Source organism: Amycolatopsis sp. NBC_01480 (assembly GCF_036227205.1).
In the GTDB taxonomy this organism is placed as follows: domain Bacteria; phylum Actinomycetota; class Actinomycetes; order Mycobacteriales; family Pseudonocardiaceae; genus Amycolatopsis.
The window spans coordinates 1,188,068-1,211,641 of record NZ_CP109442.1 but is presented as its reverse complement, the minus strand read 5'-3'; the positions used below and the strand labels follow the sequence as shown (position 1 = coordinate 1,211,641).

Genomic DNA, 23,574 nt, shown 5'->3' with positions numbered 1-23,574 from the left:
ACCGGCGCCGAGCCGCCTTACGATCCCGCCAACAACCCTGAATGCTGCCTTGCTACCGCGGTGGAGTGCGTAATGCCTGAGAGTGAGAAGAATCGGGAATCCGGCTTCGCGGAGCGACTGGCGAAAGTGCCGCCGGGCGACCGCGCGGCCTTCCTGGCCGACATCGTGCACGACGCCACCCGGGCCGCGCTGCGGGCGGTGCGCCCGGACGTGCCGGCCGTGCTGGACCCGGAGAAGGCGTTCTCGGACCACGGGTTCGACTCGCTGGCCGCGGTCGAGCTGCACACGCAGCTGACCGCTGCCACGGGCCTGGAGCTGCCGGTCACGCTGGCGTTCGACCAGCCGACGCCGACCGCCGTCGCCCGTCACCTGCACGCTCTGGTGTTCGGTGCGGAGATCGTCGACAGTGGACTGACCGCGCCGGCCGGCGCGGTGGACGAGCCGGTGGCCATCGTCGGCATCGGCTGCCGGTACCCCGGCGGCGCGGCCTCGCCCGAGCAGCTGTGGCAGCTCGTCGCCGACGAGGCGCACACCATCTCCGGCTTCCCGACCGACCGCGGCTGGGACCTGGACAGCTTGTACGACCCCGATCCGGACCGCCCGGGCAGCAGTTACGTGACCTCGGGCGGCTTCCTGCCCGACGCCGGCGAGTTCGACGCGGGCTTCTTCGGCATCGCCCCGCGTGAAGCGTCCGCAATGGACCCGCAGCAGCGGCTCGTGCTGGAAACGGCGTGGGAAGCGTTGGAGCGGGCCAAGATCGACCCGGGCACGCTGCGCGGCACGCCGGCCGGCGTGTTCATCGGCGCGGAGGCCCAGGAGTACGGCCCCCGTCTGCACGAGGCCCCGGACGGCCTCGACGGCTACCTGCTCACCGGCAACGCGCCCAGTGTCGTCTCCGGTCGCGTTGCATACGCGCTCGGCCTCGAAGGCCCGACTCTGACCGTCGACACGGCTTGCTCGGGTTCGCTGGTCGCGCTGCACCTCGCGGTCCAGGCGCTGCGCCGCGGCGAGACGCAGCTGGCGCTCGCCGGCGGTGTCGCCGTGATGGGCGGCCCCGGCACGTTCACCGCGTTCAGCCGCCAGCGCGGCTTGGCCGAGGACGGTCGTTGCAAGGCTTTCGCTGACGCGGCCGACGGCACCGGTTTCTCTGAAGGTGTCGGTGTTCTGGTGCTGGAGCGCCTTTCCGACGCCGTCGCGAACGGGCACACCGTGCTCGCGATCGTGCGTGGCTCGGCCATCAACTCCGACGGCGCCTCGAACGGCCTCACCGCGCCGAACGGCCCTTCGCAGCAGCGCGTGATCAACCGCGCGCTCGCCGACGCGCGCCTGGGACCGTCCGAAGTGGACGCGGTCGAGGCACACGGCACCGGCACCCGCCTCGGCGACCCGATCGAGGCGCAGGCGCTGCTCGCCACCTACGGGCAGAACCGCGAGACCCCGCTGCTGCTGGGCTCGATCAAGTCGAACATCGGCCACACCCAGGCCGCGGCCGGGGTCGCCGGCGTGATCAAGATGGTCGAGGCGATGCGCCGCGGCGTGCTGCCGAAGACCCTGCACGTGGACGCGCCGTCGTCCAATGTGGACTGGACCGCGGGTGCGGTCGAACTGCTGACCGAGGCCCGCGAGTGGCCGGAAGCCGAGCGTCCGCGCCGGGCCGGGATCTCGTCGTTCGGCGTGAGCGGGACCAACGCGCACGTCATTATTGAACAGAGCATTATCGAACAGAGCAGCATCGAGCAGGCACCCGCCGCTGCCGAGGAGGATCCGGCGGGCGAACAGCTGCCCGCCGTGCCTCTGGTCGTCTCGGCCCGCAGCGAGGAAGCCCTTCGCGCACAGGCCGGAAAGCTCGCGGAAATCCTCGAGCCGGGCACGAACCTGGCCGACGTCGGCTTCTCGCTCGCTACCACCCGCGCCGCGCACGACCACCGGGCCGTGGTCGTCGCCGAGAACACCGAAGACGCCGTGCGCGGCCTGCTCGCGCTCGCCGCCGGTGAGCCGGACGCCGCCGTGGTCACCGGTTCCCGCACGCCCGGCAAGCTCGCGATGCTGTTCACCGGCCAGGGTTCGCAGCGGCTCGCCATGGGCCGTGAGCTGTACCTGGCGTACCCGGTTTTCGCCGAGGTTTTCGACGAGGCGATCGATCACCTCGACGTGCAGATGGACCGCCCGCTGCGCGACGTGCTGTTCGGCGACGACGTCGAGGAGCTGAACGGCACCCAGTACACGCAGGGCGCGCTGTTCGCGGTCGAGGTCGCGACGGCGCGGCTGCTCGAGTCGTGGGGCGTCAAGCCGGACCTGCTGCTGGGCCACTCCATCGGTGAGCTGGCCGCCGCGCACATCGCCGGCGTCTGGTCACTGGCGGACGCCTGCCTGGTCGTCGCTGCTCGTGGCCGCCTCATGCAGGCGCTGCCTAAGGCAGGCACTGCGTCGCGTCGCGACTCCGTTGAGGGTGGCGGTGGGGAAATGGGTGGTGGCGCCATGGTCGCGATCGCCGCGACCGAGGACGAGGTCCAGCCGCTGCTGAACGACCGCCTGAGCATCGCCGCGGTGAACGGGCCGTCGTCCGTGGTCATCTCCGGCGAGCGCGACGCGGTGGCCGACGTGGTGTCGGTGTTCCAGCTGCAGGGCCGCAAGACCAGCGAACTGCGGGTCTCGCACGCGTTCCACTCGCCGCTGATGGAGCCGATGCTGGCCGAGTTCCGCGAGATCCTGCAGGTCGTCGACTACGCGCCGCCGTCGATCCCGGTGGTGTCGAACGTGACCGGCCGGGTCGCCACGGCCGAGGAGCTGTGCTCGCCGGGGTACTGGCTGTGGCACGTGCGCCGGGCGGTGCGGTTCGCCGACGGGCTCGCGACGCTGGCCGAGGCCGGCGTGACCACGGCGATCGAGGCCGGCCCGGACGCCGTGCTGTCCGCGATGGCCGCCACCGGCCCGTATGCCGAGCAGATCGGTTTCATCCCGGCGCAGCGCCGTGACCACGCGGAGGTGGCGACGCTCGCCGCCGCACTCGGACGGCTGCACACGCGTGGTGTGGCGGTCGACTGGACCGCCGTCTTCGGCCCGGCCCGCCGGGTCGACCTGCCGACGTACGCCTTCCAGCGCAAGCACTTCTGGCTCGTCTCGCCGTCCGGGCACGGCGACGCGGCCGACCTCGGCCAGCTCGCCTCCGGGCACCCGCTGCTGGCCGCCGAGATCGGCCTGGCCGACCACGACGGGCTCGTGCTCACCGGCCGCGTCGGCCTGCGTTCACACCCGTGGCTGGCCGACCACACCATCGCCGGCACCGTGGTGCTGCCCGGCACCGCGTTTGTCGAGATGGCGCTGCACGCCGCCGAGCAGGCCGGCTGCGACGTCGTCGACGAGCTGACCCTCCAGGCGCCGCTGGCCCTGCCCGAGGGTGGCGCGGTCGCGGTGCAGGCCGTGGTCGGCCCGGACGCCGACGGCCGTCGCAGCATCGAGTTCTACTCGCGCCCCGAGCAGGACGCGGACGCCGCGTGGACCCGTCATGCCGTGGGTGTGCTCGCCGAATCGGCCACGGTCGTGCCGGAGCCGCTGACCGAGTGGCCGCCGCGGGGTGCCGAGGTGGTCGCCACCGCCGAGCTGTACGGCGAGCTGGCCGAGCAGGGTTACGGTTACGGCCCGCTGTTCCAGGGCCTGCGCACGGCGTGGAAGCGCGACGACGTGGTGTACGCCGAGGTCGCCCTGCCTGTTGCGGGCCGCGACGCGAAGTTCGGCGTCCACCCCGCGTTGCTCGACGCTGTCTTGCACGCCACCGACTTCGCCTCGGGCGAGGCGCGCGAGGCCGACGAGATCCGCCTGCCGTTCGCGTGGACCGGGGTGCGGCTGCACGCCTCCGGCGCCGCCGAGGTGCGGGTGCGGATCACCTCGCCCGCGACCGGCGGTGTCACGCTCGAAGTGACCGACGCGGCCGGCTCGCCGGTGCTGTCGGTCGAATCGTTCCGCTCCCGCGCCATCCGCGGCGCCGACCTCGGCACGCGGGCGCAGGACCTGCTGTACACCGTCGAGTGGACGCCGGTCGCGGCTTCCGGCGAGCTGCCTTCGCTGGCCGCGCTGGGCTCCGTCGCCGGGCTGGACGTGCCGGTGGTCGACTCGCTCGTCTCGCTGGTCGACATGCCGGACGCCGTGCTGCTGCCGGTTGCAGTACTGCCCGTGGGTGCCGATGCCGGCTCCGACCTGCGCCGGCAGTTGAAAACAGCGCGGGGCAAGAACATTCCGTCCGCGGCGAAGCAGACCGCGCACCGGGTGCTCGCCGTGCTGAAGCAATGGCTCGAAGGCGAGCGTTACGCCGGTTCGAAGCTGGTCGTCGTCACTCGCGGGGCGCTCGCGGACGCCGCCGTCCGCGGGCTCGTGCGTTCGGCGCAGGCCGAACACCCGGGCCGCGTTGTGCTCGTCGAAGGCGCGTTGTCGCCCGCCACGCTGGCCACCGCGCTCGCCTCGGGTGAGCCCGAACTGCGCGTGGACGGTGACTCCGTGCAGTCCGCCCGTCTGGTCCGGCTCACGGCCGAGCCCGAGGGCGCGACCTGGAACGCCGACGGCACCGTGCTGATCACCGGCGGTACCGGCGGGCTCGGCGCGCAGGTCGCGCGGCACCTGGTCACCACGCACGGTGTCCGCTCGCTGCTGCTGCTCAGCCGTCGTGGCGCCGACGCGCCGGGTGCGGCCGAGCTGGTCGACGAGCTGACCGGGCTGGGTGCCGCGGTGCAGGTCGTCGCCTGCGACGTCACCAAGAAGCGTTCGCTGACGGCGGCGCTGAAGAAGGTCCCGGCCGATCGGCCGCTGTCGGCCGTCGTGCACACCGCCGGGATCCTCGACAACGCCATGATCGGCACGCTCACCGAGGCGCAGCTGGACGCCGTCGTCGCGCCGAAGCTCGACGCGGCCTGGGCGCTGCACGAGCTGACCGCGGAGCTGGACCTCACCGCGTTCGTCTTGTTCTCCTCCTCGGCCGGTCTGGTCGACGGCGCGGGCCAGGCGAATTACGCGGCGGGCAACACCTTCCTCGACGCGCTGGCCACGCACCGCCGTGAAATCGGCCTGCCGGCCACGTCCCTGGCCTGGGGTCTGTGGGCACCGGACGACGGCGTTCCGCTGGGCATGGGTGCCACACTGTCCGAAGTGGACCGGAACCGGATCGCCCGGCTGGGCCTGGCCCCGCTGACGGTCTCGGAAAGCCTGGCCGCGCTCGACGCGGCGCTGGCCACCGGCGCGCCGGCCGTGGTGCCGACCCGCGTCGACCGCGCCGCGCTGCGGGCCCGGGGCGAGGACGTCCCGGCGCTGCTGCGTGGCCTGGCTCCGGCCGGCCGCCGCCGCATCGCCGCCGCCGTCCCGGCCGGGGAGCTCACCCCGGAGCAGCAGTTCGCCGAGCGGTTCGCGCACCTCACCGAGGCCGACCGCGACCGCGCGATCCTGGACCTGGTGCGCACGCACGTCGCCGCCGTGCTCGGGCACGACAGCGCCGAAGCCATCAGCCCGGCCCGCCCGTTCGGCGAGATCGGGTTCGACTCCCTCGCCGCGGTCGAGCTGCGCAACGTGCTCGACTCCGTCACCGGCCTGCGGCTGCCCGCCACGCTGGTGTTCGACTACCCGACGCCGCGCGCGCTGGCCGAGTACATCGTCACGCGGCTGGTCGGGCTGGCCCCGGCGAAGCCGATCGCGCCGGTCACCACCGCGGACCCGGAGGAGCCGATCGCCATCGTCGGCATCGCCTGCCGTTATCCCGGTGGCGTCGCGACGCCGGAGGACCTGTGGCGGCTGGTGGCCGACGGCGAGGAGGCGCTCACCCCGTTCCCGGCCGACCGCGGCTGGAACGTCGACGCGCTGTACGACCCCGAGCCCGGCAAGCCCGGCCACAGTTACGTCAAGCACGGCGCCTTCCTGCACGACGCCGCCGAGTTCGACGCCGACTTCTTCGAGATCAGCCCGCGTGAGGCGCAGGCCATGGACCCGCAGCAGCGGCTGCTGCTCGAGGTCTCGTGGGAGGCGTTCGAGCGGGCCGGCATCGACCCGGTTTCCTTGCGTGGCAGCGCTACCGGCGTGTTCGCCGGCGTGATGTACCACGACTGGGGGACCCGGCTCGGCACCGTTTCCGACGACATCGCCGGCTACCTCGGCAATGGCAGCCTCGCCAGCGTCGTCTCCGGCCGCGTGTCGTACGCGCTGGGGCTGGAAGGCCCGACCGTCACGGTCGACACCGCGTGCTCCTCGTCGCTGGTCGCCCTGCACTGGGCGGTCCAGGCGCTGCGCCGCGGCGAGTGCACGCTCGCGCTGGCCGGCGGTGTCACGGTGATGTCCACTCCGGACACTTTCGTCGACTTCAGCCGCCAGCGCGGGCTTTCCGCCGACGGCCGCTGCCGCTCGTTCGCCGACGGGGCCGACGGCACCGGCTGGGGTGAGGGCGCGGGCATGCTGCTCGTCGAGCGGCTGTCCGACGCCCAGCGCAACGGCCACCCGGTGCTCGCGCTGCTGCGTGGCTCCGCGGTGAACCACGACGGCGCGTCCAACGGCTTGACCGCCCCGAACGGCCCCTCGCAGCAGCGCGTGATCGCCAAGGCGCTGGCCGACGCCGGCCTCGAAGCGTCCGAAGTGGACGCAGTCGAGGGCCACGGCACCGCCACCACCCTGGGTGACCCGATCGAGGCGCAGGCCCTGCTGGCGACCTACGGGCAGGACCGGGCCGACGAGCAGCCGCTGTGGCTGGGCTCGATCAAGTCCAACATCGGGCACACGCAGGCCGCGGCCGGCGTCGCCGGGATCATCAAGATGGTCATGGCGATGCAGCACGAGCAGCTGCCGCGCACCCTGCACGTGGACCGTCCGTCCACTGTGGTCGACTGGGAGGCCGGCGCCGTCCGGCTGCTCACCGAGCCGCGGGAGTGGTCGGCCGACGGGCACCCGCGCCGCGCCGCCGTCTCGTCGTTCGGCATCAGCGGCACCAACGCGCACGTGATCCTGGAGCAGGCCCCGGCCGACGCCGTGGCCGAGCAGCCCGCCTCGCCGGTGTCCGGTGGCGTGGTCCCGGTCGCGCTGTCCGGCCGGACCGCCGCCGCGGTGCGTGGCCAGGCCGCCAAACTGCGGGCCTTCCTGGCCGAGCACGAGGACCTCGACGTCGCCGAGCTGGCGCGTTCGCTGGCCTCGAACCGTGCCTCGCTGGAGCATCGCGCGGTGATCGTGGCCGGGACCGCCGCCGAGCTGGCCGACGGACTGGACGAACTCGCCACCGGAAGCTCCTCCGACATCGGCAGCACCGTCGACGGCAAGATCGCCTTCCTGTTCTCCGGCCAAGGCGCGCAACGCGTCGGCATGGGGCAGGAGCTGTACGCGGCGTACCCGGTGTTCGCGGAGGCGTTCGACGCCGTCTGCGCCGCCATCGACCCGCTGCTGGACGTGCCACTGCGCGACGTCGTCTTCGGCACCACGGCGCTGGCCAACCGCGGGCTGCTGGACCAGACGCAGTACACGCAGACCGGCCTGTTCGCCATCGAGGTCGCGCTGTTCCGGCTGGTCGAGTCGTGGGGCATCATCCCGGACGCGCTGGCCGGGCACTCGATCGGCGAGCTGGCCGCGGCGCACGTCGCCGGGGTGCTTTCGCTGGCCGACGCCGCCACGCTGGTCGCCGCCCGCGGCCGGCTGATGGGTTCGCTGAGCGAGCCGCCGGGCGCGATGGTCTCCCTCGCCACCTCCGAGGAGACGGCGCGGGCGCTGCTGGCCGGGCACGAGGACGAGGCGAGCATCGCCGCCGTCAACGGCCCCGCGTCGGTGGTCGTCTCGGGCGTCGACGAGGTGGTGTCCGGCATCGAGCGGGCGGCTTCGGCGGACGGCATCCAGACCCGCCGGCTGCGCGTGAGCCACGCGTTCCACTCGCCGCTGATGGCGCCGATGCTGGCGGAGTTCCGCACCGTGGCCGAGGGTCTTTCCTTTGCCGCACCCAAGATTCCGATTGTTTCCACCGTCACCGGCCGCCTGGCGACCGAAGACGAGCTGCGCTCACCGGAGTACTGGGTCACCCACGTCCGCGAGGCCGTGCGCTTCGGCGAGGCGGTGGCGGCCATCGAGGCCGCCGGGGTGCGCACGTTCCTGGAGCTGGGGCCGGACAGCGTGCTGTCCGTGCTCGGCCCGCAGAGCGTGCCGGACCCGGACGCGGTGGCGTTCGTCGCGCTCGGGCGCCGGGACACCGACGAGGTCCGGACGGTGCTCGCCGCCGTCGGCCGGCTGCACACCCGCGGCGCCGCGGCGCTCGGCAAGCTGCTCGGCGACGGCCCGGTCCGGCTCGACCTGCCGACCTATGCCTTCCAGCACAAGCGTTACTGGCTGGACGCCACGCCGTCCGGCGATGTGACGTCGGTGGGCCAGCAGCCGCTGGCGCACCCGATGCTCGGCGCGGTCGTGCCACTGTCCGGTTCGGACACCACGGTGCTCACCGGCCGGCTCTCTGCCGAGTCCGTGCCGTGGCTGGCCGACCACGTGGTGAAGGGCGCGATCCTGGTGCCCGGCACCGGGTTCGTCGAGCTGGCCATCGCGGCCGGCGACCAGGTCGGGCACCCGACGGTCGAAGAGCTGACGCTGCAAGCGCCGCTCGTGCTGCCGCCGGGCGAGGCGGTCGCGCTGCAGGTGGTGGTCGGCCCCGCGGCCGAGGACCGCCGCCCGATCACGGTCTTCTCCCGTCCCGCCGGCGCGGCCGACGGCGAGTGGACCCAGCACGCCCTCGGCACGCTTTCCGCGGCGCCGCGGCCCGAGCCCGCCGGGCTCACCGAGTGGCCGCCGGCCGGCGCGAACGTCATCGGAGTCGAAGGCGCGTACGAGCGGCTGAACGACCGCGGTTACGGCTACGGCCCGTCGTTCCAGGGCCTCAAGGCCGCCTGGAGCCGGGGCAACGAGGTGTTCGCCGAGGTCGCGCTGCCGGAGCCGGCGGCGTCCACGGCGGGCGCGTACGGCCTGCACCCGGCCCTGCTCGACATCGCCATGCACGCCGACCTGCTCGGCGACCCGGACGGCTCGACGCTGCTGCCGTTCGTGTGGAACGAGGTCACGCTGCACGCCGTCGGCGCCTCGGTGCTGCGGGTGCGGATCGTCCGGCTGGACGGGGACGAGGTCTCGGCCATCGAGGTGGCCGACAGCGAGGGCCGCCCGGTCGCGACCATCGGCTCGCTGGTCTCGCGCCCGGTGCACAAGGAACTGTCCACAACGGACAAGACTGATGGCTCGCTGCTGAAGATCACCTGGCAGCCGGTTTCCGTGCCTCCGGTCGAGGCGGGCGACGTGGTCGCGGTCGGCCGCGGCCGGGTCGGGGTGGCCGCCACGTACGCAGGTTTCGCCGACCTCATCGGGGCAGTCGACCGCGGTGAGCCCGTGCCGGACGTGGTGACGCTGACCGTGCCCACGCTGGACGCCGACGTTCCCGAGACGGCCCGCGCCAACACCACGTGGCTCCTCGCCGAGATCCAGGCCTGGCTGGCCGAGGGCCGGTTCGCGGGCACGAAACTCGCCGTGGTCACCCGCGACGCGGTGCCCGCCGGTGAGTCCACTGTGGACGTCACCCAGGGCCTGCTGTGGGGCCTGGCCCGCGGGGCGCAGGCCGAGCACCCGGGCCGCGTCTTCCTGGTCGACGCCGATGCGGACACCTCCGTGGAGACCATCGCCGCGGTGCTCGCGTCCGGTGAGCCGGAGTCCGCCGTTCGCGCGGGCTCGGTGCTGGTGCCGCGCTACGCCCGGACCGAGTCCGAAGCCGGCTCGCCGTGGCGGGCCGAGGGCACGGTGCTCATCACCGGCGGCACCGGCGGGCTGGGCAGCCTGCTGGCCCGGTACCTGGTGGCCGAGCACGGCGTCACGAACTTGCTGCTGACCAGCCGTCGCGGGCTCGAGGCGCCCGGCGCCGCCCAGCTGGTGGAGGAGCTTTCCGACCTCGGCGCGAAGGTGACGGTCGCGGCTTGCGACGTCGCCGACCGGGCCGCGGCGGAGGCGCTGATCGCCGGGGTGCCCGCCGACGCGCCGCTCACCGCGGTGGTGCACGCGGCCGGCACGGCGGACAGCGGGGTCTTCGATTCGCTGACCGCCGAGCAGGCGGAGGCGGTGCTGCGCCCCAAGGTGGACGCGGCCTGGCACCTGCACGAGCTGACCGCCGGACTGTCGGCGTTTGTCCTGTTCTCCTCCGCCGGCGGCCAGGTGCTGCCCGCGGGCCAGGCGAACTACGCGGCCGCGAACTCGTTCCTCGACGGTCTCGCCGAGCACCGCCGGGCCCACGGCCTGCCGGCGACGGCGCTGGCCTGGGGCCTGTGGGCGGAGAACACCGGGCTCGGCGGCGACCTGGCCGAGGCGGACCTGGCGCGGATGGCGCGCCTGGGCCTGCCGGCGGTCACCGCGGAGCAGGGGCTCGCGCTGTTCGACGCGGCCGTTTCGGCTGACGAAGCCGTGATCGCACCGCTGCGCGTGGACGTCCCGGCGCTGCGGGCCCGCACCGACGAACTGCCGGCCCTGCTGCGTGGTTTCGTCCCGCCGAAGGCCCGGCGGGTCGCGAAGGCGGCGAAGGCCAGCGACAACGCACTGGCCGCCGAACTGGCCGGGCTGGTCGAGAGCGAGCGCGACCGCGTGCTGCTGGACATCGTCCGCACGCAGGTGGCGATCGTGCTCGGCTACGCGGACAAGTCCGAAGTGGACGGAACCCGCGCGTTCAAGGAGCTCGGCTTCGACTCGCTGGCCGCGGTGGAGCTGCGCAACCTGCTCGGCACCGCCACCGGCCTGTCACTGCCCGCGACGCTGATCTTCGACCACCCGACCGCCAAGGCGGTGGCCGACTTCGTCAAGGGCAAGCTGCTCGGTGCAGTGGCGAAGGTCCCCGCCACGACCACCCGGACCAACGCGTCCATGCAGGAGCCGATCGCGATCGTCGGCATGGCCTGCCGCTACCCCGGTGGCGTCCGGTCACCGGAGGACCTGTGGCAGCTGCTCGTGGACGAGGTCGACGCGACCACCGGCTTCCCGACCAACCGCGGCTGGGACATCGAGGGCATCTACGACCCCGAGCGCGGCAAGCGCGGGAAGACCTACGCCAACCGCGGCGGCTTCCTGCACGACGCGGCCGAGTTCGACCCGGCGTTCTTCGGCATCGGCCCGCGTGAGGCGCTGGCCATGGACCCGCAGCAGCGGCTCCTGCTGGCGACCGCGTGGGAGGCCATCGAGCGGGCGGGCATCGACCCGACCGTGCTGCGCGGCAGCCTGACCGGCGTCTTCGCCGGCGCCATGTACGACGACTACGGCAGCCGCGTCCCGGGCGCGCCCGCCGACGTCGCCGCCTACATCCCCAACGGCAGCTCGGGCGCGGTCGTCTCCGGCCGCATCTCCTACCTGCTCGGGCTGGAAGGCCCGTGCATGACGGTCGACACGGCCTGCTCGTCCTCGCTGGTCACGCTGCACCTCGCGGTGCAGGCGCTGCGGGCGGGGGAGTGCGGGCTGGCGCTGGCCGGCGGGGTCACGGTGCTCTCGCAGTCGGACCTGTTCGTGGACTCCAGCCGTCAGGGCGTGCTCTCGCCCGACGGCCGGTCGAAGTCCTTCTCGGCCGCCTCCGACGGGGTGGGCTGGGCCGAGGGCGCGGGCCTGCTCCTGCTGGAGCGGCTCTCGGACGCGCAGCGCAACGGGCACGAGGTGCTCGCGGTGATCCGCTCCGGCGCGGTCAACCAGGACGGCGCGTCCAACGGGCTCACCGCGCCGAACGGTCCTTCGCAGGAGCGCGTGATCCACGCGGCGCTCGCCGGGAGCGGCCTCCGGCCGTCCGACGTGGACGCGGTCGAGGCGCACGGCACCGGCACCAAGCTGGGCGACCCGATCGAAGCGCAGGCGCTGCTGGCCACCTACGGCCAGGACCGGCCCGAGGGACACCCGCTGTACCTGGGCTCGGTCAAGTCCAATATCGGCCACGCGCAGGCCGCCGGTGGCGTGGCGGCCGTGATGAAGGTGGTGCAGGCGCTGCGGCACAACATGCTGCCGAAGACGATGCACGTCGACGCGCCCTCGCCGGTGGTCGACTGGACGACCGGTGACATCGAGCTGCTGACCGAGTCCCGGCCGTGGCTGCCGAACGGCCGTCCGCGCCGGGCGGGCGTCTCGTCCTTCGGCATCAGCGGGACCAACGCGCACCTCATCGTCGAGGAGGCTCCTCCGTCCACTGTGGAGGAGCCGCGCCGGACCGCGCCGCAGCTTCCGGTGGTCCCGCTGCCGATCGCCGCCGCGGCGGACCAGGCGCTCGCCGACCAGGCGGGCCGGCTGGCCGCGCACCTGCGGGCCAACCCGGCGCTGGACCTGACCGACGTCGGCTACTCGCTCGCCACCGGGCGGGCGGCGCTCGACTACCGCTCGGTGGTACTGGCGGCCGACCGCGAAGCCGCCCTGAAGGCGCTCGACGGGCTGGCTCTGGGCCAGACCCCGGCGAGCACCGTGACCGGCACGGTCAGCGCGGCCGATCTGACCGCGTTCCTCTTCACCGGGCAGGGCGCGCAGCAGCCGGGCATGGGCCGCGGGCTGTACGAGGTCTTCCCGGCCTTCGCCGGCGCGTTCGACGAGGCTTGTGGCCTCTTCGACGCCTCGCTCGAAGTCCCGCTCAAGCAGGTGATCTGGGCCGAGAAGGACTCGGCGGACGGGCAGCTGCTGAACCAGACCGCGTACACGCAGTGCGCGCTGTTCGCGATCGAGGTGGCGCTGTACCGGCTGGTCGAATCGTGGGGCGTCACGCCGGACTACGTGGCCGGGCACTCGATCGGGGAGCTGGCCGCGGCGCACGTCGCCGGGGTGTTCTCGCTGGCCGACGCCTGCTCGCTGGTCGCCGCCCGCGGCCGTCTCATGCAGGCGCTCCCGACCGGCGGTGCCATGGCTGCCATTGCTGCGACCGAAGAGGAGGTGCGTGAGTCGCTTCCGTCCGATGTGGACATCGCGGCGGTCAACGGACCGCGCTCGGTGGTCATCTCCGGGCCCGAGGCCGCGGTCCAGGCGGCCATGGTGGTCTTCGCCGAAGCGGGACGGCGGACCAAGCAGTTGGCTGTCTCGCACGCCTTCCACTCCACGCTGATGGAGCCGATGCTGGCCGAGTTCCGCGAGGTCGCGGCCCGGCTGTCCTACTCGGCCCCGGCGGTCCCGGTCGTGTCCAACGTGACCGGCCGGATCGCCGCGGCGGAGCAGCTGTGCTCGCCCGAGTACTGGGTGGGCCACGTGCGGGAGGCCGTCCGGTTCGCCGACGGCGTCGCCACGTTGCTGAGCGCCGGCGTCACCCGGTTCGTGGAGCTGGGCCCGGACGCGGTGCTCACGGGCATGGCCCGCGAGTGCGACACGGCGGGGGCGGCCCGGCCGGACCGCGTGGTCGGCGTGCCGGCGCTGCGCCGGGGCCGCGCCGAGGTGCCGACGCTGTTCACCGCGCTCGCCACGCTGTACTCGCGCGGCGCGAAGATCGACTGGCGGGCCGTCTACACCGGCCGCGGCGCGTCCACTGTGGACCTGCCGACCTACGCCTTCCAGAACAAGTCCTACTGGCTCGACGCCACCAAGCGGACCGGTGACGTGGCCTCGCTCGGCGCGAAGTCCGCCGCGCACCCGCTGCTGGGCGCGCTGGTGGAGCTGCCCGACGGCGGCGCGGTGCTGACCGGGCGGCTCTCGGTGGACACCCAGGGCTGGCTGGCCGACCACGTGATCATGGGCCGGACCATGCTGCCCGGCGCGGCGTTCGTCGAGCTGGCCCTGCACGCGGGCGACCAGGTCGGCTGCGACGTGCTGGACGAGCTGACCCAGCAGGCGCCGTTGCTGCTGCCGGAAAAGGGCGGGGCCGACATCCGCGTGGTGGTCGGCGCGCCCGGCGCCGGCGGCACCCGGGAGCTGTCGGTGCACTCGCGCACCGAGGAGCCCGGCGCGGCCTGGACGCAGCACGCGGCCGGCACACTGGCCACCGGGGCGAGGCCGGACGAGTTCGACCTGACCGAGTGGCCGCCGCCCGGCGCCGAGGCCGTGGACCTGACCGGGCTGTACGACGACCTGGCCGGGCTGGGCTTCGGCTACGGGCCGACGTTCCGCAACCTGAAGGCCGTCTGGCTGCGCGAAGGCGCTCGCGGGACTGAGGTCTTCGCCGAGGTCGCGCTGCCGGAAGGCACTCTTTCCACCAGTGCCGGCGCTGATGAGTTCGGCCTCCACCCGGGGCTGCTCGACTCGGCGCTGGGCGCGACGGACTACCTGATCCCGGGCGGCCCGAAGGCACTGACCGAGACCACCATCCCGTTCGCCTGGAACCGGGTCTCGCTGCAGGCCTCCGGCGCGACGGCGCTGCGGGTGCTGGTGCGCAAGGACGTCACCGGCTCCTCGCTGGCGCTGGCCGACGCGGCCGGCAACCCGGTGGCGTGGATCGAATCGCTGGTGACGCGGCCGGTGTCGGAGGACCAGCTGGGCACGAAGGTGCCCGACTCGCTCTACCGGATCGACTGGCAGCCGGCGGGCGTCCGGCCGGGCGGCTCGCTCGACGGCTGGGCCGTGCTGGGCTCCGACGACCTCGGCCTCGGTGTGCCGGTGCTGGACACTGCCGAGCCGGTCGACGTGCTGGTCCTGCCGGTCCTACCGGGCGCGGGTGACGTGCCCGCGCAGGTTCGCGGCGCCGTGCACCGGACGTTGGCACAGCTGCAATCCTGGCTGGCCGACGACCGGTTCGCGGACGGCAAGCTGCTCGTCGTCACCCGGGGTGCCGTGACCGATCCGGCTGGGTCGGATTCGGCTGGGCCGGATTCGGCTGCCGGTCCCGACCTGGCCCAGGCTCCGGTCTGGGGCCTGGTGCGGGCGGCCCAAGCCGAGAACCCGGGCCGGATCCAGCTGGTCGACGTGGACGCGGCCGTCTCGTCGGTGCGGGCGCTGCCCGCGGTGGTGGCCTCGGCCGAGCCGGAGGCGATCGTCCGCGACGGCGAGGTTCGCGTGCCGCGCCTGGCCAAGGTGACCACGCTCGGCGAACCCGCGGCCTGGGACCCGGACGGCACGGTGCTGATCACCGGCGGCGCCGGCCTGCTCGGCGGGCTGCTGGCCCGGCACCTGGTCGGCCACGGCGCCCGCAACCTCCTGCTGACCAGCCGCAAGGGCCTGGACACGCCGGGGGCGAGGGAACTCGCCGAGGAGCTGACCGAGCGGGGCGCCCAGGTGACGGTCGCGGCCTGCGACGTCACCGACCGCGCGGCGCTGGCCGAGCTGATCGACTCGATCGGCCCGGAACTCACCGCCGTGGTGCACGCCGCGGGCCAGATGGACAGCGCCGTGCTCAGCGCGCTCACCCCGGAGCAGGTCGACAATGTCCTGCGCCCCAAGGTGGACGCGGCCTGGCACCTGCACGAGCTGACCGCGGATCTCGACCTGGCCGGGTTCGTCCTGTACTCCTCGGCGGGCGGCCTGCTGCTCGCCGCCGGACAGGCGAACTACGCGGCGGGCAACGTCTTCCTCGACGCGCTGGCCGAGTACCGAACGGCTCGCGGACTGCCGGCGACCTCGCTGGCCTGGGGCCCGTGGCAGGGCACCGACGGCGCGGTGGACCTGGCGCACATCACCCGGTCCGGCGTCGCGGAGCTGTCCGCGGCCGACGGCCTCGCGCTGTTCGACGCCGCGCTCGCGGCCGGCGAGCCGGTGCTGGTGCCGGTGAAGCTCGCCGAATTGCGGGATGTGGACCAGGTGGCCCCGCTGCTGCGTGGCCTGGTCACGGCGGCCCCACGCCGGGTCGCCGCGGCGGCCGGACCGCAGACGGCGGCTCCGGTGGCCGGGTTCGCGGACCGGCTGGTCACGCTGTCGCCGGACGAGAGGGAGACGGCGGCGGTGGAGCTGGTGCGCGAGCACGCGGCGGCCGTTCTCGGCTACGACGACGCTTCGGCGGTCGGCGTCGAGAAGGGCTTCACCGACCTGGGCATCGACTCGCTGGCAGCGCTGGAACTGCGCAACCGGCTCGGTGCCGCCAGCGGGCTGCGCCTGCCGGCCACGCTGATCTTCGACTACCCGAGCCCCGTGCCGCTGGCCAAGCACCTGCTCGCCGAGCTGCTGCCGGAGATCGGCAGTGCCGTCGAGGAAGCGGCTGCCGGCGAAGCGGCTTCGGCGAATGGAACCGACGAGGGCGCGGCCATCGCCGCGATGGACCTGGCCGACCTGGTCCGGTCCGCGATGGGCGGGAACCCGACCGACGAACGAGGTGAGTCCGAGTGACGCAGTCACCCAGCACGCAGCCGTCGACCGAGCAGATCGTCGCCGCCCTGCGCCAGTCCATGATGGACAATGAGCAGCTCAAGGCGGACAACAAGAAGCTCACCGCGGCGATGACCGAGCCGATCGCGATCATCGGCATGGGCTGCCGGTTCCCCGGCGGGGTGAGCACGCCCGCGCAGCTGTGGGACCTCGTCGCCGGCGGCACGGACGCGATCGGCGAGTTCCCCGAGGACCGCGGCTGGGACACCGCCGCGCTGTTCGACCCCGCCGGCCCGCCCGGCACGACCTACTCGAAGGAGGGCGGCTTCCTTTACGAGGCCGCGGACTTCGAGCCGGAGTTCTTCGGGATCTCACCCCGTGAGGCGCTCACGCTCGACCCCCAGCAGCGGGTGTTGCTGGAAACGGCGTGGGAGGCCGTGGAACGCGCCGGAATCGTGCCGTCGACCCTGCGCGGCTCGAAGACCGGCGTATTCGCCGGCGTCATGTACCACGACTACGGCGCGGGCAGCAGCGACGGCAGCCTGATCTCCGGACGCGTCTCCTACACCCTCGGGCTGGAAGGCCCGTCGGTGTCGGTGGACACGGCGTGCTCGTCCTCGCTGGTGGCCATGCACTGGGCGGCGCAGGCCCTGCGCCGCGGCGAGTGCTCGCTGGCGCTGGCCGGTGGCGTGACCGTGATGGTGACGCCGGACATGTTCGTCTACTTCAGCGAGCAGCACGGGCTCTCCTCGGACGGGCGCTGCAAGGCGTTCGGCAGCGGCGCCGACGGCGTCGGCTGCTCCGAGGGCGCCGGGATGCTGTTGCTGGAACGGCTTTCCGACGCGCGGAAGAACGGCCACCACGTGCTGGCGGTGCTGCGGGGCAGCGCGGTGAACTCCGACGGCGCGTCGAGCGGCATCACCGTCCCCAACGGCCCGGCCCAGCAGCGCGTGATCCGCGCGGCGCTGGCCGACGCCGGGCTGGGACTGTCCGATGTGGACGCCGTCGAGGCGCACGGCACCGGCACGAAGCTGGGCGACCCGATCGAGGCGCAGGCGCTGATCGCGACCTACGGCAAGGTGGCCACGCCGGAGCGTCCGCTGCACGTGGGCTCGTTCAAGTCGAACGTCGGCCACACCCAGGCGGCCGCCGGGGTCGGCGGCGTGATCAAGATGGTGGAGGCGCTGCGGCGCGGCGTCCTGCCCCGCACACTGCACGCGGAAGAGCCGTCACCGCACGTCGAATGGACGGACACGGTCTCGCTGCTCAGTGAGCAGCGGCCGTGGCCGGAGACCGGGCGGGCCCGGCGGGCCGGGGTGTCCTCGTTCGGCATCAGCGGGACCAACGCGCACGTGATCGTCGAGCAGGGTGATCCTGTTGCGGCCGGGGATGCGACGGACTCGGCCCCGGTGACGTGGCTCCTGTCCGCCAACGACCCGGAAGCCCTGCGGGCCCAGGCGGGCAGCCTTGCCGAGTTCGCCACGGACGCGTCCACTGCGGACATCGGGTTCTCGCTGGCGACCACCCGCACGCTCGCGGAGCACCGCGCCGGTGTCGTGGCCGCCGATCGGGCCGGTGCGGTCCGGGCGCTCGGCGAGTTCGCGGCGGGCCGGGCGCCCGCGGGGATCGTCGAGGGCTCGGCTGAGAACGCTGCCGCGGCGGGGCGCACCGCGTTCCTGTTCACCGGCCAGGGCGCGCAGCGCGCCGGGATGGGGCTGGAGCTGGCCGCGGCGTACCCGGCGTTCGCCGAGGTCTTCGACCTGGTGGCCGCCGAGCTGGACAAGCACCTGGACGTCCCGCTGCGGACCGTGCTCGGCTCCGGCGAGACCGGGTACACGCAGCCCGCGCTGTTCGCGGTCGAGGTCGCGGTATTCCGGCTGCTGGAGTCCTGGGGCGTCCGGCCGGACTACCTGCTGGGACACTCGATCGGCGAGCTGGCCGCGGCGCACGTCGCCGGCGTGCTCTCGCTCGAGGACGCCTGCACGCTGGTGACGGCCCGGGCGCGGTTGATGCAGGCGTTGCCGGCCGGAGGCGCGATGGTCGCCGTGGCCGCGACCGAAGCGGACGTCCTGCCGCTGCTGACCGATGGGGTGTCGATCGCCGCCGTGAACGGGCCGGCATCCGTGGTGCTCTCCGGTGACGAGGACGCGGTGCTCACCGTGGCGTCGAAGTTCGAGCAGACGTCGCGGCTGAAGGTTTCGCACGCGTTCCACTCGTCGCTGATGGAGCCGATGCTGGCGGACTTCGCCTTCATCGCCCGCAATCTGACCTATCGCGCGCCCGAGATCCCGATCATCTCCACGGTTTCCCCCGACGCCGACCTGGCCTCGCCGGAGTACTGGGTGAGGCAGGTCCGCGACGCCGTCCGGTTCGCCGACGGGGTCCGCACGCTGCTCGACGCGGGCGTCACCACGTTCGTCGAGGTCGGTCCTTCGGCGGTGCTCACCGCGATGGGGCAGACCTGCCTGGGCGCGGACGAGCAGGCGACGTTCGTGCCGGTGCTGCGCAAGGACCGTCCCGAAGCCGAGTCGGCGGCCGCCGCGGTCGCGACGCTCTTCGTCGGCGGTTCCACTGTGGACTTCCCTGCGTTCTACGCCGGTGGCGCGGTGGTCGAGCTGCCGACGTATGCCTTCCAGCGCAAGCGTTACTGGCTGGAGAACCCGACCGGCGCCCGCGTCCGCGGGGTCGCCGAGGTCGGGCAGCTCGACGCGGGACACCCGTTGCTGGGCGCCGTCGTGGTGGCGGCCGATTCCGGCGGTGTTGTGCTCACCGGCAAGCTTTCGCTGCGGACCCAGACGTGGCTCGCCGACCATCTGGTGCAGGGCTCGGCGCTGTTCCCCGGCACCGCGTTCGTGGAGCTGGCGATCCGGGCCGGTGACGAGGCCGGCTGCGGCCGGCTGGACGAGCTGACGCTCGCGGCCCCGCTGATCCTGCCTGAGCAGGGCGGGACGCGGCTGCAAGTGGTGGTCGGCGCCGCGGACGAGTCCGGCCGCCGCTCGCTCGGCATCTACTCGCAGCCGGACGACGGGCCGTCGGACGAGTGGACGCAACACGGCAGCGGCTGGCTGTCACCTTCGGCCCCGCCGACCTCTTCGCCGGTGTCGTGGCCGCCGCCCGGCGCGGTCGAGATCGACGTGACCGAGCGCTATGACGAGCTGGCCGCTCAGGGCTTCGACTACGGGCCGGTGTTCGCGGGGTTGCGCCGGGCCTGGCGCGCGGGCGACCGGCTGGCCGCCGAGGTGGCGTTGCCCGAGCACGTGGACGCGGGCGCGTTCGGCCTGCACCCGGCGCTGCTGGACGCCGCGCTGCACACGATCGGCCTCGCCGGGCCGACCGCGGACGAGGCCGTGCTGCCGTTCGCGTGGTCCGGGGTTTCGCTGCACGCGGCCGGGGCGCCGAGCCTGCGGGTGCTGATCTCGTCGGAGGTCGAGAACACCGTCTCGCTGACGGCCACGGACCCGGCCGGCGCGCCGGTGCTGACCGTGGAATCGCTGGCACTGCGGCCGATCGCGGCCGACGCGTTCGCCCCGGCGGCGCGCTCGGCCGTGGACGACTCGCTGTTCCGCGTCGACTGGGTGCCGTGGCCGGGTGAGGCCGCCGCGACCGGGCGGTGCGCCGTGCTGGGCGGCCCGGCGTTCGGCCTGCCGGGAGAGTCCTATGTGGACCTGGCCGGCCTGGTGGCCGCGGTCGACGGCGGGGCGGCGGTGCCGGACGTGGTGTTCGCGCCGTTCGTGGCGCCGGAATCGGCTTCGCCGCAGGCCGCGCGGGAAGCCGTGCACCGGCTGCTGGCGCTGGCGCAGGCGTGGGTGGGCGAGGAGGCGCTGGCGGCGTCACGGCTGGTCGTGGCCGCGGCCGGCGCGATCGCCACCCGGCCCGAAGAGGGCGCCGAAGACCTGACGCACGCCGGTTTGTGGGGCGTGATCCGGACCGCGCAGCTGGAGTACCCGGACCGTTTCATGGTGGTGGACCTCGACGGCGGCGAGCTGCCACTGGGCTCGGTGCTCGGCGCGATGTACGCCGACGAGCCGGGGGTCGCCGTCCGGGACGGTGCGGTCCTGGTGCACCGGCTGGCGAAGTTCGTGCCCGCACCGGAGAGCCCGGCTTCGCTTGACCCCGAAGGAACGGCGCTGGTCACCGGGGGCACGGGGGTGCTCGGGCAGCTGATCGCGCGGCACCTGGTGACCGCGTACGGGGTGCGCCACCTCCTGATCACCAGCCGCCGGGGTGCGGCGGCCCCGGGGGCGGCGGAGCTGACCGCCTCGCTGGCGGAACTGGGCGCCTCGGTCACGATCGAGGCCTGCGATCTGGCCGACCGCGAGGCTGCGGCGGCGTTGATCGCCGGCGTGCCGGCCGAGCACCCGCTGACCGCGGTGATCCACACGGCCGGCGTGGTCGACGACGGTGTGCTGCTCGCGTTGACGCCCGAGCGGATGGACACCGTGCTGCGTCCCAAGGTGGACGCGGCGTGGCACCTGCACGAGCTGACCGCGGAGCTGGACCTGGCGGCCTTCGTGCTGTACTCGTCGGCCGGCGGCACGCTCGGCGCGGCGGGCCAGGCCAACTACTCGGCCGCGAACGTGTTCCTCGACGCGCTGGCCCACCATCGCGCCGCGCTCGGCAAACCCGCCGTGTCGCTGGCGTGGGGGCTGTGGTCCGAGGGCGGCATGTCCGGCGAGCTGGCCGAAACGGACCTGATCCGGATGGCCCGCTCGGGCGTGTTCGGGCTGTCGTTCGCGGACGGGCTGGAACTGTTCGACGCGACGTTCGGCACCGCGCAGCCGTCGCTGGTTCCGGTGCGGCTGGACATGTCCGGCCTGCGGGCCGACGCACACGTGCCGGCCATGCTGCGCGGCCTTGCTTCTGGTGCCGCGCGTGGTGGCACGGCCAGGCGTCGCGCCGAGGTCGTCGACGACTCGTGGTCGCGGATCACCGCGCTGCCCGCCGCGGAACGGGGCCGGGCGCTGCTCGACCTCGTCTGCGGCACGGCGGCGGTGGTGCTGGGCCACGAGAAGCGCGACGCGGTGGACCCGCGCAAGGGCTTCATCGAGCTGGGCTTCGACTCCCTGACCGCGATCGAGCTGCGCAACCGGCTGGACACCGTGACGGGCAAGCGCTTGCCGGCCACGCTCATCTTCGACCACCCGTCGGCTGCCGCGCTCGCCGAGTTCCTGGGCGAGGGCCTGGCCGACGCGTCGTCCCCGGTGGACTCCCAGCTCTCCGGGCTGGAGGCGGCCCTGCGGGAAGCGGTGCTGGACGAGGCGGGCCGCACGAAGGTCGTGGCCCGCTTGACGGCCCTGATCACCGCCTACTCCGCCGGCGACGACCTGCAGGAAGCCACCGCCGACGAGCTGTTCGCCCTGCTGGACGAGGAACTGGAGGCCAAGGGCTGAACGGCGGGGAAGACCCCCGGCTGGACCCCCCCCCACAGGCGGCCCTTCACCACGCCGTCAGGCCGCCAGGGGGACATGGTTGATGTTGCGTCGTGGCTGTTGCGCCGGGTCGAGCAGAACCGGCGGGATGAACTCCGGCAGCCCGTCGGGCGCGATGCGGACCTTCCACCCGGCGTCGTGCAGGACATGATGGTGGTAGCTGCAGAGCAACACCAGGTTGTCGAGGTCGGTGGTGCCGCCGTTGGCCCAATGGACGATGTGGTGGCCCTCGCAGTGCTTCGGCGGTCTTCGACAGCCCGGGAACGCGCAACCACGGTCGCGTAAGGACAGTGCTTGCCGCTGGGCAGAGCTGATGATGCGCTTGCTGCGGCCAAGGTCGAGTACCTGGCTTTTCGTTCCCAGCACCGCGGGCAGGACCCGGGCGTCGCAGGCCAGCCGGCGAGCGCGGCTCGCGCTGATCTTGCCCGTCGCGTCGAGAGTTGCCTGACCGGTCGCGGCGGCCAGGTCGGCCAGGTCGACCGTGACCACCACGGTGGCCCGGTCACCCACGTGCGCGGGCAGGTCGGGGCAAACCAGTGCGAGGTCGACGAGATCCGCGAACGCGTCGGCACGAATTTCGCGGCCGCTGTCGGGACCTCGGCGGGCGACGGTGCCCTCGGCTGTTGTGCCGCGCTGGGACTCCAACGCTTCGAGCAGAGCGCGCGTTTTCGTGCCGGTCAGCTCGTCGAGCAGGCCGGAGATCCGCCAGAAACCGTCTTTGCGGCGGTGCAGGGACAGCTCACGACGGGGTGGGGCCGGCTCGTCGCCCGGAGGCTCGGCGCCATCGGGGTCGAGATGCGCGAGGATGCGTTCCGCCGCGACGGTGATCTCGCGATGGGTCGACGTGCCGGCCAAGCGCACGAGGATCTCTTCCGTGCTCGCACGGTGTTCTGCCGGGATCTTGCGCAGCGCCAAGAGGATCGCGTCGATCTTTTCGTTGTCGAGGCGTCCTTCCGCGGCAGCCTTGGCGGTATGCGGGGCCAGCGCGGGGAGTTCGGATCCGTCGACGTGCGAACCGGGGTAGAGGGCACCGGCGCGCCGGACGAGCTTGTTCGCTGTGCTGCGGGAAATACCGAGCAGGTCCATCAGCCATGAGGCCAAGGACCGGTACCCGTACAGCCGCGCAACGCCGCGCCGGGCGACTTCCGCGATCGTTTCCAGCCGCTCCGCTTCGGCGCGGCGGATTCGCGCTGTGGAGTCGGTGAGACTGGCCGCCAGCGCTGCTTCGTTGACCTGCCAGAGGTCTTCGGAGTAGCTCATAGGTACAGGTTACGGCGGTGGTCGAACATGTGCACGATATCGATCGGGTGATGTGGATAAGTGTGTCCACAAAGGACTTCGACGGGACTGGAGGTCGTGTTGCCGAGTACGCTGGGGACAGGATCAGTGGAGGGAGGGCGCGATTTTGGGGCGGTAGTGGGGAAACCGGATGGGTGCTGGTGTGTCGGAGACGGGGGGGCGGGGGGATTGCATCGGATGAAGGAATGTGGAGCAGCGTTGCTGTGTCGATCCGGGGGGTAGCGCACCGGTGAAGCGGGATGTGGTGCGGTGCGGTGGCGACTCGCGGCCTTGGGCGGTGGTCGCGCGGCGGCCACGGCGGTCGCGGTGCGGCGGCGGTGGCCGCGTGGCGGTGGTGGGCTGTGGCGACTTGCGGCGTTAGGCGGTTGCCGCGTGGCGACGGTCGTGGTGCGGTGGTGGCCGCGTGGCGACGGCGACGGTCGCGATGCTGTGGTGCGGTGGTGGTCGCGCGGCAGCGGTGGTGTTGGCGCGAAGATGGCGGCGGTGGTGGTGCGGCGGAAGTCAGCTCGCGGCTGAAACGTTGGCACAGGGTGGATACGGTGGCACAGGGTGGATACGGTGGCGGATCGGCCGAAGCGGCGACCACGCCCGAGAGCATCCCGAGTCTCAAGACTTGCAAACCTCGGGTGTCGAGATCGGCAAGACCGGCGAGTCTGCA

At 73.3% G+C, this 23,574-nt stretch carries 3 protein-coding genes; 2 read left to right on the top strand and 1 reads right to left on the bottom strand.

The window, feature by feature from the left end:
• The first annotated feature begins 72 nt into the window (after positions 1-72).
• The gene (locus tag OG371_RS05470; protein ID WP_329066180.1) at positions 73-16,209 is read left to right on the top strand and encodes a type I polyketide synthase; all 16,137 of its coding nucleotides are present in this window, start codon (positions 73-75) and stop codon (positions 16,207-16,209) included.
• Positions 16,206-21,578, top strand: coding sequence for a type I polyketide synthase (locus OG371_RS05465; RefSeq protein WP_329066178.1), 5,373 nt, complete (start codon positions 16,206-16,208; stop codon positions 21,576-21,578). The genes OG371_RS05470 and OG371_RS05465 overlap by 4 nt, the downstream gene beginning before the upstream one ends.
• Positions 21,579-21,635: 57 nt before the next feature.
• Here the strand turns inward: OG371_RS05465 and OG371_RS05460 are convergent, their stop codons facing one another.
• The gene (locus tag OG371_RS05460) at positions 21,636-22,877 is read right to left on the bottom strand and encodes an HNH endonuclease signature motif containing protein (protein WP_329066176.1); all 1,242 of its coding nucleotides are present in this window, start codon (positions 22,875-22,877) and stop codon (positions 21,636-21,638) included.
• Positions 22,878-23,574 lie beyond the last annotated feature (697 nt).

Bases quoted from the DNA above. Each gene is read 5' to 3' on its own strand.
- OG371_RS05470 (WP_329066180.1), top strand. From the start codon at position 73: ATGCCTGAGAGTGAGAAGAATCGGGAATCCGGCTTCGCGGAGCGACTG.
- OG371_RS05460 (WP_329066176.1), bottom strand. From the start codon at position 22,877: ATGAGCTACTCCGAAGACCTCTGGCAGGTCAACGAAGCAGCGCTGGCG.